Source organism: Citrobacter sp. RHBSTW-00671, assembly GCF_014103415.1.
Classification (GTDB): domain Bacteria; phylum Pseudomonadota; class Gammaproteobacteria; order Enterobacterales; family Enterobacteriaceae; genus Citrobacter.
This window is the reverse complement of sequence record NZ_JABXPR010000001.1, coordinates 2,537,326-2,550,654: the sequence shown is the minus strand read 5'-3', so window position 1 is coordinate 2,550,654 and position 13,329 is coordinate 2,537,326. Positions and strand designations below refer to the sequence as shown.

Genomic DNA, 13,329 nt, shown 5'->3' with positions numbered 1-13,329 from the left:
CTTCTCAATCACATTCAGGATACAACGGGCACAACCTGCGGCTGCGCCAATTCTTGTTGTGTTACGGTTTGCTCTTCAAGCTTAAAAAACGCAACACAGGCGGAAAGATTATCTGCCTGGGTAGCTAACTGCTCAGTGGCGGCTGCCGCTTCTTCCACCAGCCCGGCGTTCTGCTGTGTGACAGAATCCATCTGGCTGACGGCTTGCGCCACCTGCTCAATGCCTCTGCGTTGTTCATCGGAGGCCGAGGCAATCTCCCCCATGATGTCGTTAACCCGGGTAACCGAGCTAACAATCTCTGTCATCGTGCGCGCCGCCATATCCACCAGTTGCGATCCCTGGTGAACGCGGGTGACGGACTCTTCGATCAGCCCTTTAATTTCTTTCGCTGCCTGCGCGCTACGGCTTGCCAGATTGCGGACCTCTCCGGCGACCACGGCGAAACCCCGCCCCTGCTCACCGGCACGGGCCGCTTCTACCGCAGCGTTTAACGCCAGGATGTTGGTCTGGAAAGCGATGCTGTCAATCACACTGGTGATGTCACCTATCTTCTGCGAGCTGGCAGAAATCTCATGCATAGTGCTGGCAACCTTAGCCGTCTGTTCCCCTCCTTTATGCGCTGTATCGGCTGCACTTTTGGCAATGCCTGAGGCTTGTCGTGCGTTATCCGCGTTTTGCCCCACGGTGGCGGTAAGCTGTTCCATACTGGCTGCCGTTTGCGCCAGCGATGCCGCCTGCTGTTCAGTTCGTGAGGACAGGTCGTTATTACCCATCGCGATTTCCGAGATCCCGGTATGCATTGCCGAGCTCCCCTGGCGTACCTCGCTGACCGTCTCACGCAGTGCCTGTTGCATCGCTTGCAGGCTGGCAAAAATGGCTGAAATCTCATTACGGCCATATACCGCTATCGGTCGCGCCAGATTACCCGCCGCAATGCTGTCGAAATGGCTACCGATGATAGCCAGCGGCTGCACAATCATTTTGCGCGACCAGTACAGCGCTGCGGTCGTTAGTAGCGCCGCCAGTACCAGCATGGTGGCGAAAATCACCCCGGACATATGGTAACTACGCTGGCTGTGGTCCTCTGCTTTTTGCAATACCTGGTTAATGTTGTTCTGCCACGCCGTAAAGTTTGCATCAAAGGCATCCTGTGAAGCCTGCACCGGGGCAGTCAAAAAATCTGACAGCTGATTATTTTCCAGCCAGGTTGCCTGATGAACCAGGTCGCTATGCCATTGACTGAAACTTTTCTCGGTTGCGCTTTGCAGCGCCTTCCCCTCTTCTGCCGTCTGCGTCGTCGCCATAAAGCGTTTAAATATCGATTCGGACTGGGTCAGGCTGTCCTGTGCAATCGTCATCAGCGCTTTGATATCCTCTGGCGGATAGCTCAGAGCTGTCAGCGTGCCTGCTTTATTAAGTGCAGTACTGGCCTGTAATAACACAGCGCGGGTTTGCGCCAGCGCAGCGCGTTGCTGATTACTCTGTTCGACCTGGTTCAGGTTCTGAAAACCATCCCGAAATGCCCAGAAGGACAAGCCATTACTGCCAATCTGCAAAACACCGCAGAGGATTAAAATCAAAAACAGCGTGGTCGAAATTCGAATACGATTAAACATCAACGCTCCCATCAGGCGGCGCAGGCCGCGGTTTAACTGTCAGTCAAAATGTTTCCCAATGCGTATCTTGTTCGGTGGCTAGCTGGCGCGGTTGTGACGCCGGAGTTGCTGTTGCAGGTAGTCGTGTATCTCGCGTCTTTGATGATGAAGGACGTGATGCGAGGCGGAATGTCGACACCGACTGGGTCAGGCGACTGGCCTGCTCCTCAAGTGCGGCAGCGGCAGCGGCCGACTCCTGCACCAGCGAGGCGTTCTGTTGCGTAACCCGGTCCATTTCAGACACAGCGAGCGCAACCTGATCTATCCCTCGACTTTGTTCATCGGATGCCGAGGCGATTTCCCCCATGATGTCGGTCACACGCGTGACCGCATTAACGATGTCATGCATGGTTTCCCCGGCGCTTTCTACCAATACAGAACCGGTATCAACCCGCGATACAGAATCTTCAATTAGCGCTTTAATCTCTTTTGCTGCCTGCGCACTGCGGCTCGCCAGGTTACGCACTTCACCGGCAACGACGGCAAAACCACGGCCTTGTTCACCGGCACGCGCAGCTTCTACCGCCGCATTCAGCGCAAGAATGTTTGTCTGGAATGCAATGCCATCAATGACGCTAATAATGTCGGCAATTTTCTTCGAACTATCGGCGATTTCGTGCATGGTATTCACCACGCTATCGACCACTTTGCCGCCATGTTGCGCGGTATCGGAGGCGCTTTTCGCCAGTTGAGAAGCCTGACGCGCATTGTCCGCATTTTGCTTCACGGTAGCCGTCAGCTGTTCCATGCTGGCTGCTGTTTCTTCCAGCGCGGAAGCCTGTTGTTCAGTACGGGATGAAAGATCGGTGTTACCGCTGGCAATTTCACTGGTACCGGAATAAATCGCATCCGAACCTTCGCGCACCAGGGTTACCGTTTCGGTTAGCGAACGTTGCATATGATCGACCGTGCTGGCCAGCTCGCCAATTTCATTACGACCGCTGACCGCCAGAGTTGCGGTTAAGTTACCGCTGGCAATTTCACGGATATGCGCAATGACGCGAGATAAAGGGTTTAGCAAGGCATGACGAATGCCATACCACACCACCACCAGAATCAATACCAGCACGACAGCCAGAATGCCAAGTTGCCATTGGGCAAAATGGTAATCGCTTGCGCTTTGATCAAAGGCCTGGCGGTAGAGTTTCTCGCTAACATCGGCATATTTACCTAACGCGGCGCCGAGGGCATTTTGCATGCCCTGAGTTGGCTGTGCGAAATAAGCATCCATGTTGCCGTTTTCAAGGAACTGGACGAGCTCCACCAGGGCCGCATGGTACTGCTGATATTTTTCATCGACGTTACCGCTGGCATCCGTCATATCAGGCAACGGCGTGATTTTTTTGAAATTAGCGTAATGCGCTTCGGCTTGCGCCAACGACGCTTTCGCATTCTTCAGCAGATCATTTTTCGCGCTGCTTTGCTGGTTGGACGCATCCATCATCATGCGCGCAGAGGAACGACTCAAATTGATGCGTGTTTGCAGCATCAGATCCCATGTTGAGGTGAGTTCGCTTTGCTGCTGTCGAAGATCGTTAGAAATAACAAAACTTTGCTGATTCTGCTGCAATGAAGAGAACAACAGACCACCGGAAACAAGCTGTAGCAGTGCGAAAACCCCCAGCACCATCATCAGCATTGTGACAACGCGGATACGGTTAAACATAAGGCACCTTCCTGAAAACGAGTTATCAACATTATCGGCATGCACTGAGATAACTTTACGTTTGCAAAAAGGAAATCCATCAGGAAAGCAAGGCCGGTGGGCGGAGGGAAAACCGGGGGCACAGAAACCACAACGCATTTACATAAAAACATCATAATTATCATGAAAATAACATTTTCAACTCACCTGATTTTGCCGCTATTTGTATTCCCTGCCCCTTTTTCGCGTGACACCGATCACATAATCACTCATCAAATACCACAACAAAATGGATAAAAAATTAAAAAAAGTTGTATCTGCTTACGCTTTAATCCAATTTATATGATGAATACTTCGTTACCACTTAATAAGTATAAAAAATGAGTAACCGAACAATAAATGTTACATCCTTACTGAGGGCTTTTTAGTGGCAAATGCAAACAAACTCACGTTGTTTATTGTGATCTTCATGCTGGCGGGGATCCTGTCGGGTGCGGTGATCCACTCTTATGCCTCCCCCGGCGTCGTTACCGCCTGGGCCGATAATATTACGCTGCTGACCGACATCTTTTTGCGCCTGATTAAGATGGTGATTGCGCCTTTAGTATTCAGTACCCTGACCGTGGGTATTATGCGCCTGGGCGAAACCTCAACTATCGGGCGCGTGGGCGGCAAAGCGATGATCTGGTTTATCAGCTCTTCTATTCTGTCTATTCTGGTCGGTCTGTTTGTGGTCTCTCTCGAACAACCCGGCAGCGGCCTGAACCTGGCGATCCCGCTGGAAGCCACTGATACCGGCCTTGCCGTCGGTGGTATGAGCCTGAAAGGTTTTCTGACGCATACCATTCCTACCAGCATCGCCGAAGCGATGGCGAATAATGAGATCCTGCAAATCGTCGTGTTCTCGATGTTCTTCGGAATCGGTGGTGCTTCGCTCGGCGAAAAATTTAACGCCCCGCTGGTTGCCGCGCTGGATGTAGTCTCCCACATTATGCTGAAGGTGACCGGCTACGTGATGTATGTTGCGCCGCTGGCTATTTTTGCCGCCATCTCTTCCGTTATCTCCACCCAGGGTCTGGGGATCCTGCTCAACTACGCGTCATTCATTGGTGGTTATTATGTAGCCATTTTGCTGACCTGTCTGGTCCTGCTGGCCGTGGGTTATGTGATGCTGAAAAAAGAGGTGTTCCGCCTGGTCAGCATGCTGAAAGACCCGGTTCTGGTCGCCTTCACCACCAGTAGCTCCGAAGCCGCTTATCCGAAAACGCTGGAGCAATTAACCAAATTTGGTTGCTCGCCCAATATTGTGTCATTTGTACTGCCTATCGGTTATTCATTTAACCTGGTGGGTTCCATGGTCTACTGCTCGTTCGCCTCCATGTTTATCGCACAGGCCTATAATATTCACCTCTCCTTCGCGGAAATTACCGTGCTGATGTTGACCCTGATGCTGGCGTCCAAAGGGATTGCCGGTGTGCCGCGTTCTGCGCTGGTGGTGCTGGCGGCAACCATCCCAAGCTTTAATATTCCGGTTGCAGGAATTTTGTTACTGATGGGTATCGACCATTTCCTCGATATGGGGCGCTCAGCGATCAACGTATTGGGTAACGGGATTGCAACGGCGATGCTGGCACAGGATGAAGGTTTACTGGAAGAAAGCGAGTCTTCAGAAAACGTCACAGAGCAAATTAAGGCTTAACTTTTTTAAGACAAGAGCGAGCTAAGTAAACAAGAGCAGCACATCAACAAAGATTACCCCAGCCATAGACTGGGGTATTTCAACAACAGCTGGATGATAATTTACATCAATTACCAGCTGTAGCGTACGAGCAAACTACCGCTGAGATCGCCATAGTCATTACGTCCTTTTTGACCCGCCACTTGTCCAGTGATACTCCACTGGCTATTCAGATTCGCCTGGATACCCACTTTCACTTCGGCGCGATCTGCCGGAAGATCCTGCTTCACCTCAGCACCATCAAATGCTACGGCAACATCATCACTGGTGTGTAACCAGTTCACCTCCGCAAACGGCTGGATCACCGACGTGGTATTCTTGTGCAGCTTGCCATCTACCCGCAGTCCGAGGCGCGTGGTCCAACTGTCACCGTTTTGTCCGTCAATACGCGTTCCATTCTGCACAACCGCGTCCGCTTTATATTGCTGCCATGTCACCTGAGCCTGCGGCGTCAGGCTGACAGTATTCAGGTTCTCAAGTCCGATGTCGTACCGATAACCCGTTTCCACAGAGACCGCGCTGGCAGTTGAATCATAATCCGTTGACCCGACATCACCGTTATCGACGCTGTTATTGTACAGCCCATACTGGTACCAGCTATCCACATACAGTCCGCTATGGTCCTTCGCATCCGCAAACCAGGTGGCATAAGCCCCAAGATTGTAACCGGCTACGTTACCACTGGCAGAGAACTGGCTCCCATCCGCCCCTCGGTTACCGGTGCTGTCCGTATCGGCGTTGATATAACTCACCATCAGCCCTGCTTTCAGGCTCTGCACGCTATCATCCCAGCTCAGTATATCGCCACCGATCTGGAGCTGAGAATAGTTGTTGTCAATATCCACATGACCGTCTGCAGCGGTTGACGACGCTTCACCTGCTTTAAAGCGCATCCACATACTGCCGTCATCGGTACGTAATTGACTCCCTTCGCGGTCATAAAGGGTCTGCATTTGCAGATTACGCGCCATCCACTGGTTGCCCAGATAAGCGCCAATATCTGCCCGGTACTGCGGATCTACCGGCGTAACATCACCGCCGTCATCCGGATCTACCGGCGTAACATCACCACCATCGTCCGGGTCTACCGGCGTAACATCACCGCCGTCATCCGGGTTTACCGGCGTAACATCGTCGCCGTCATCAGGATCTACTGGCGGAACGGCCTGCGAGCGCAGATACCAGTCACCACCGTCTTCATACAATCGGTATTCATACAAACCCGTCTGCACCTGATTACCCTGAGTAAAAACGCCATCAGACTGACCGCCGACATCAACCACTTCAATGCCATTTGTCGTTAACGCCCCGCTACCCCCGACGTTGTTGATATAGAGCGTTGTGCTGCCGGAAGTATCACCGGTAATAATCACTTTATCCGTCGGTGAAGTGTCATCCCCCAGTTGCGTGTTCAGATAAAGATTACCGTTATCGCCGTTATAATCCCCATTAATCGTCAGCGTTTTGAATTGGTCGTTCTGTGAAGGAATCTCAAATACAATATCTCCGGCATTATTTAATTGGGTTAAAGAAGAATCATCGGTAATTGTCCAGCGTGTCTGTTCAGCCAGCGAGATATTCAGTGAAGAGTCTACCGTCGGATCGGTGTTAACAAACGTCGCCCCCACAAACTGTGAGTCAGACGCCATATCCAGTGAAATGCTACCCTCACCTGCGCTAATGATATCGCCTGTAATATCCATGACACCAGAGCCTGTCACGGTACCGCCGGGTAAGAGATTTCTTGCAACAACCGGCACAAGAATAGCGACCCCATCCTGAGTTTTAATTGTAGTATCACCGGTCAGCGATATTGACCCGCCTTGCTGTACCACCACACCGTAGCCATTTTCTCCACTCGCCGTCATATCAATGGTCAGATTTTCACCATTGATTATTCCTGGCTGATTGAGGTCATTGCTGCCTATTGCCCATAAACCATAGGAACTGTTATCGCCACTCATAATAATGTCAGTATTGGCGACATTAATAACAGCACCGCTGTATTGCGCTGAAACGCCATAACCATCGATAGCGTAAATAGCATTCCGATTGTCGGTATCCCCTTTAAAATCAAGTGTACTGCCAGAAGTCGCAGCGATACCGTTGGTCGCAGAGCCTGAAATAGCCGTACTTCTGCCGTCAACAACGCTACCGGAACCAATCTTCACATCGCCACCCTGGGCAATGATGCCCACAGACTGAGCGGTGTTGACTGTCAGCTCTTCCGCCTGGAATTCTCCCCCCGTCACCCAGAGGGTTGTACTTTCGCCTGTCGCACTAATGGTGCTATTTTTCCCCAAATCGGCAAAACCGGCATCCATCATGATGGCATTCGTGAATTGCCCTGTAACATCAACTGTCAGGTTATCCGCAGTAAATTCAGCCCCTGTTGCAGCACCATTTATCGATACCCCAGCGCCGTATGCAAACCCGTCCATCGAGATGGAGGAGCCCGTGCCTAAATCCACGCTCGTACCGGCACCATCAATAGCAATCCCCCGACCTGTACCCATTGAATTCCCGTCGGTGCTCACCTGAAGGGTCAGGGCATTAGCCTGGAAGGAACTATTCGCCCCCTTGACAGCAACGCCTTCTGAAAGATCGCCGCTACCATTAAGAATAACGGTGCTATTGTCGCCTAAGTCAGCATGACTGTTAGCGTGTAATATCACACCCGAGACGGATGACCACTCGGCAAGCCCGGTAGCAGTGAGGGTAAGTTGGTCGGCATCTAGCATTCCATCATCACCCAACTCAATACCTTTCGTCATATTATTCCCTTCGGTAATAATATGACTGTTTGCACCTAAATCTATTTTTGCATTACCAGTACTTTGAATCCCCCATGCGGAGTTGTCTTTACTCGTCGAATGGATATATCCATTATCCATGGTGAAAGTACCACTCCCGTCTAATAAATAGACACCGCGGGCATCACCTATCCCACCAATACTATAATCCGTTTCAGTGGTGGCTGTAATAGAGCTTCCACTACCCAGATCGACGTTACTGTCTTTGCCTGTATTTTTAAATCCATAAACATTATTTTTACCCGAAACATCGATATTAATACCGGATGCTGTTACTTCTGTACCCGGGTTATTACCTGAAATCAAAATTCCGCTGGTATTTTTACTTGAATTTTGTGTGCCATCCGTATCGGTGACATGGATTTCGGTATTCGTGCCTAAATCATTTTGGGTGCCATTATCCAGTGAAATACCGGTAGACAGGGTTTCACCCGATACGTTGATAATTGTTTTTCCTTGAATCTGCAAGCCATCACCACCGGTAGTGATGCTCTCAACCCCCGTGGTATTTGTTTGCCCGCTAGCCGTAACGACATCATTATCACTCAAAATGATCGATGCACCACTTTGTGGACCTAACTCTGCAGCATTGACAGCCGCAGTACAGATTAATGTTGCGAGGCCTGTTACCTTGATGCTATTACGCATTCCATTATTACCGCGGGAAAACTCACCAGCAACCACAAACATATTACGCGCCATACTCCAGACTATATTATATATAGCATTCATATTTAGTTCCCTCTACGCCAATAGAAAAATCAGAAGGCACAACTTCATTATATACCCATGATCAATATAAACCATTTCAAATGATAAATTATTTATATATTGCACTTGTAGATTATATTATATGTACCAACAAGCGACAGATACTATAAAGATTCGCCAGTTTTAATCAAAGAAAAAATACAAATAAGCCAAGTGAATGAAATAACAATAAACATTCAAAATTAAAATCAAAAAAAACTATTATTACTTAATCTCCCTATACCCAAAATTAAAAGCAAAACGCCCTCCATATTGCGGAGGGCGTTTAATAACTGCCAGCTAAATATTACAAAGAATGATAATATTGACTACTTTTATGCCATATGCGAAGCCGCGATATCCAATAGCGCCATCTCTTCGCTGTTCAGCAATTTCTCAATATTAACCAGAATCAGCATCCGGTCTCCCAACGCGCCCAGTCCCGTCAGATATTCCGTTGACAGCGTAACCGCGAATTCCGGTGCAGGTCGGATTTGATCGGTCGTCAGCGACAGCACGTCAGATACGCCATCCACCACAATCCCAACCACCCGTTGACCCAGATTCAGCACAATCACCACGGTGTTTTCGTTGTAATCCACATCACTCTGGCTAAATTTCACCCGCAGATCAACAATTGGCACAATCACGCCGCGCAGGTTAGTCACACCTTTAATAAAGGCAGGCGTATTGGCAATACGCGTAACTTGATCGTAGCCGCGGATTTCCTGCACTTTCAGGATATCGATACCGTACTCTTCATCCCCCAGCGTAAACACGAGGAATTCCTGACCTGACGGTTCGCCGGCCAGTTTAGTTACATTACTCATACCGGTCATATTCTTCCCTTTCTTACTCAATCAGGCGGCTGTGATTGCCACACGTTGTTCGCGGTTTAACCCCTGCAATGCAGAGACATCGACAATCAGCGCGACGCTACCGTCGCCGAGGATCGTTGCTGCGGAAATGCCTGGCACTTTGCGGTAGTTGCTTTCCAGGTTTTTTACCACCACCTGATGTTGACCAATTAACTGATCGACCAGCAACGCGTAGCGACGCCCTGCACTTTGTAAAATCACGACAATACCCTGAGTTGCTTCGGTTTTTGCACCTTCAACTTCAAAGACTTTCCACAACTCAACCAGCGGTAAATACTCACCACGCACTTCCAGAACGCGCTCTCCCCCGGCCAGCGGATGGAGATCTTCTTCCCGAGGTTGCAGAGATTCCATCACCGCATTTAACGGCAGGATAAACACTTCATCGGCTACACGAACGGACATGCCATCAAGGATAGCCAGCGTCAGCGGCAGCAAGATACGGATGGTTGTGCCCTGGCCCTGTTTCGACTGGATCTCAACGTGCCCGCCCATCTCCTGGATATTTCGCTTCACCACGTCCATACCGACACCACGCCCGGAAACATCCGTCACCTGCTCGGCGGTCGAGAATCCCGGGGCGAAGATCAGCATGCCGACTTCGTCATCGCTCATGTTTTCGTGGATTGGCATCCCCTGGGAAATAGCCTTCGCCAGGATACGTTCGCGATTCAGACCCGCGCCATCGTCGGTCACTTCGATACAAATATTCCCGCCCTGGTGTTCGGCAGAGAGTGTTAGATTACCAATCGGACTTTTCCCGGATTCGATGCGTTTTTCCGGCAGTTCAATACCGTGATCGAGGCTGTTACGCACCAGGTGCGTCAACGGATCGATAATGCGTTCGATCAGACTCTTATCCAGTTCGGTGGAGCTACCGACCTGGGTTAGTTCAACCTGTTTACCCAATTTACCCGCCAGATCGCGCACCAGACGCGGGAAGCGGCTAAAAACATATTCCATCGGCATCATACGAATCGACATCACCGATTCCTGCAAATCGCGGGCGTTACGTTGTAACTGCCCCATGCTGGTGATGAGATCGCCATGATTTACCGGATCCAGTTCGTTCGAACGCTGAGCCAGCATTGACTGTGTGATGACCAGTTCACCCACCAGGTTAATCAGCTGATCGACCTTCTCAACCGCCACGCGGATACTGGTTGATTCGCTGGCACGGGCAGGTTTCTCACGCTCTGCTCGTCCATGCGGCGCTTCGTTGGCGGTTGCTTTGGCCACCGGCGCAGGTGCAGCAACCGGCAGCGGCTGTGGTTCGACAACATCGGCGACGGCTGGCGTTTCTGCAGCAGTCGGCGCGGCAGTGATGGTTTCGAACTCAATCTGATCCGCTTCGATGACGAAACAGAGCACAGCAATAATGTCATCTTCAGCGAGGCTACCGTCGATCGTTGCCGACAGCGTATCGGCACCTTTAACCACATCGCTTAAGGTCGCAAGATTCCCCAGTTCCTCTTCCAGTAAATCGACTTCACTGGCTTTCAGACGCGAGAGAATGATGCGCTTTTTGATCTCTTCAGCGACAGGGGCGGCTTGTGCAACCACCTCGTCTGGTATCGCCGTGCTATCAACAACGCTTAGTTTGGCGCTATTGACCACCGCGGGCGCGGTTTCACCTTTTGCTTCGAGCGCTAACTGTCGTAACGCATTACAAATGTACTCAAAGCTGGCGGCATCCGGCTCCTCTGAGTTTTTATAGGCGTCGAGCTGTTCCTGCATAATATCTTTCGTTTCCAAAAACAGGTTGATAATGTCGGCATTGAGCTGCATCTCGCCACGCCGCGCTTCATCCAGCAGGTTTTCCATCAGATGGGTCGTTTCCTGCAAAATGGTAAAGCCGAAAGTGCCCGCCCCGCCTTTAATCGAGTGCGCTGCACGAAAAATGGCATTCAGCTGTTCGGAGTCCGGGGCTTCAGGCACCAAATCCAGCAGGTGTTGCTCCATGTCAGCCAACAGTTCGTCAGCTTCATCAAAAAATGTCTGATAAAAATCGCTAATATCCATGCTCACGCTATCACCTCGGATTGGCTGGTGGCGATGTGGGAACGCTTGCCGGCGGCAGCGCCACTGGCTGTTGTAAGACACTTACCGGCTCATTCTGGCTTTCAGCGTTTTCATGCAAAATGGCCTCTTCGGCCTGCTTATTCAGAACCAGCAGGCTTATACGGCGGTTGATGGCGTCCTCGGGACCGCGATCGCTCAGACGCATCGTGGCGGCCATACCTACCACCCGTAATACTTTTCCATCATCCAGTCCGCCGCTGACCAGCTCGCGACGCGATGCATTGGCGCGGTCGGCAGACAGTTCCCAGTTGCTATATCCCTTCTCGCCGTTGGCATAGGGATAATCATCCGTGTGACCAGAAAGACTGATACGGTTTGGGATCCCGTTCAGCACCGGCGCAATCGCCCGCAAAATATCACGCATGTAAGGTTCAACCTCTGCGCTTCCGGTTTTAAACATCGGGCGGTTCTGACTGTCGATAATCTGTATCCGCAGCCCTTCCTGGACCAAATCAATTTTCAGATGTGGGCGTAGTGCACGCAGCTTAGGATCGGATTCAATCAGCTGATCGAGATCGCCACGTAGCTTGCTCAGGCGGCTTTGCTCCATGCGCTTTCTCAGATCATCTATGTTGGGCTGCTTGTTCACTTCCCCCTGCTGCTGGGTGTAATCATCACCCCCACCAGGAATTGGGCTTTGGCTGTTCGAGATCCGATTTCCGCCCGTCACCGCAGTGGCCAGCGGAGTACGGAAATATTCGGCAATTTGAATCAGTTCTTTAGGGCTGGAGATGGAAATAAGCCACATCACCAGAAAGAAGGCCATCATCGCGGTCATAAAATCGGCGTAGGCAATTTTCCACGAACCATGCGCCCCACCACCGTGATTTTTATGTTTGCGTCGCTTTACGACGATAATGGGATGGGCCTGATTTTTCATGCGTCCTCGGTCGTCTGCTGCGCTGCTGGATTCCTCACCGCACGAACATGCTCTTCCAGTTCGATAAACGAAGGACGCTCGCTGGAATACAGCGTCTTACGACCAAACTCGACCGCAATCGGTGGCGCGTAGCCATTCAGATTGGAGAGCAGAGTTATCTTCACGCACTGCATCATCTTGGTTGTTTCAGCGCTTTTCTGTCGCAGGACGCTGGCGAGTGGGGAAATAAATCCATAGGCCAGTAAAATACCGAGGAATGTCCCTACCATGGCATGTGCAATCAGCGAACCCAGCTCAGCCGCCGGACGATCGGCAGAAGCCAGCGCATGGACAACCCCCATGACCGCCGCCACAATGCCGAACGCCGGTAATGAATCACCCACCATTGCCAGACTGTTAGCCGGAACTTCGGCCTCACTTTCATGCGTCTCAATTTCTTCGTCCATCAGCGCTTCAATTTCAAACGTGTTCATATTGCCGCTGATAATCAAACGCAGATAATCGACAATAAAATCAAGCATCACCGCATCCGCAAGAATACGCGGATAGCTGGCGAAAATTTCACTCTCTTTTGGATTTTCGATATCGCGTTCCAGCGAGAACATGCCCTGCTGACGTGACTTGGCCATCAGGCGATACAGCAGCGCCAGCAGATCCATATACATCGCTTTGGTGTATTTTGAACGACGAAAAAGCATCGGGATCGCTTTCATCGTCCCTTTGATGGCTTTCCCGTTATTGCCGACGATGAATGCCCCAATACCCGCGCCACCGATAATCACCAGCTCAGCCGGTTGATAGAGTGCCCCAAGGTGTCCGCCGGTCATCATGTAACCGCCGAAAACTGTACCAATAACAACCAGGTAACCTAATAAGATAAGCACGACA

At 50.8% G+C, this 13,329-nt stretch carries 8 protein-coding genes; 1 reads left to right on the top strand and 7 read right to left on the bottom strand.

Going from position 1 to position 13,329, the window contains the following annotated elements; translation table 11 throughout:
* Positions 1–14 precede the first annotated feature (14 nt).
* Positions 15–1,616: a methyl-accepting chemotaxis protein IV gene (gene tap / locus HV261_RS12150; RefSeq protein WP_202038380.1), complete on the bottom strand. Its 1,602-nt coding sequence runs from the start codon at positions 1,614–1,616 to the stop codon at positions 15–17.
* Positions 1,617–1,659: 43 nt separating this feature from the next.
* A complete protein-coding gene (gene tar / locus HV261_RS12145) occupies positions 1,660–3,321 on the bottom strand; it encodes a methyl-accepting chemotaxis protein II (protein WP_048211352.1) in 1,662 nt (553 codons plus the stop codon).
* A gap of 406 nt (positions 3,322–3,727) precedes the next feature.
* On the opposite strand from tar, the gene HV261_RS12140 reads away from it, so the two are divergent.
* Entirely contained in the window at positions 3,728–4,999 is a 1,272-nt protein-coding gene (locus HV261_RS12140; protein ID WP_137381552.1) for a dicarboxylate/amino acid:cation symporter, read from the top strand.
* 110 nt (positions 5,000–5,109) lie between these two features.
* On the opposite strand, the gene HV261_RS12135 is transcribed toward HV261_RS12140, so the two are convergent.
* From HV261_RS12135 to motA, 5 genes are all read right to left on the bottom strand, one after another.
* The gene (locus HV261_RS12135; RefSeq protein ID WP_202038379.1) at positions 5,110–8,583 is read right to left on the bottom strand and encodes an autotransporter outer membrane beta-barrel domain-containing protein; all 3,474 of its coding nucleotides are present in this window, start codon (positions 8,581–8,583) and stop codon (positions 5,110–5,112) included.
* Positions 8,584–8,936: 353 nt separating this feature from the next.
* Positions 8,937–9,440, bottom strand: a complete 504-nt coding sequence (gene cheW / locus HV261_RS12130) for a chemotaxis protein CheW (RefSeq protein WP_003839146.1) — start codon at positions 9,438–9,440, stop codon at positions 8,937–8,939.
* A gap of 21 nt (positions 9,441–9,461) precedes the next feature.
* The gene (gene cheA / locus HV261_RS12125; RefSeq protein WP_202038378.1) at positions 9,462–11,507 is read right to left on the bottom strand and encodes a chemotaxis protein CheA; all 2,046 of its coding nucleotides are present in this window, start codon (positions 11,505–11,507) and stop codon (positions 9,462–9,464) included.
* A 4-nt stretch (positions 11,508–11,511) separates the two neighbouring features.
* Positions 11,512–12,441, bottom strand: coding sequence for a flagellar motor protein MotB (motB, locus tag HV261_RS12120; protein ID WP_005127690.1), 930 nt, complete (start codon positions 12,439–12,441; stop codon positions 11,512–11,514).
* A complete protein-coding gene (motA, locus tag HV261_RS12115) occupies positions 12,438–13,325 on the bottom strand; it encodes a flagellar motor stator protein MotA (RefSeq protein ID WP_032939611.1) in 888 nt (295 codons plus the stop codon). Before motA ends, motB begins: the two co-directional genes overlap by 4 nt.
* Between the last annotated feature and the right edge of the window lie 4 nt (positions 13,326–13,329).

Excerpts from the sequence above, each read along its gene's own strand:
- tap (WP_202038380.1), bottom strand. The coding sequence starts at position 1,616 with ATGTTTAATCGTATTCGAATTTCGACCACGCTGTTTTTGATTTTAATC.
- tar (WP_048211352.1), bottom strand. The coding sequence starts at position 3,321 with ATGTTTAACCGTATCCGCGTTGTCACAATGCTGATGATGGTGCTGGGG.
- HV261_RS12135 (WP_202038379.1), bottom strand. The coding sequence starts at position 8,583 with ATGAATGCTATATATAATATAGTCTGGAGTATGGCGCGTAATATGTTT.
- cheW (WP_003839146.1), bottom strand. The coding sequence starts at position 9,440 with ATGACCGGTATGAGTAATGTAACTAAACTGGCCGGCGAACCGTCAGGT.
- motB (WP_005127690.1), bottom strand. The coding sequence starts at position 12,441 with ATGAAAAATCAGGCCCATCCCATTATCGTCGTAAAGCGACGCAAACAT.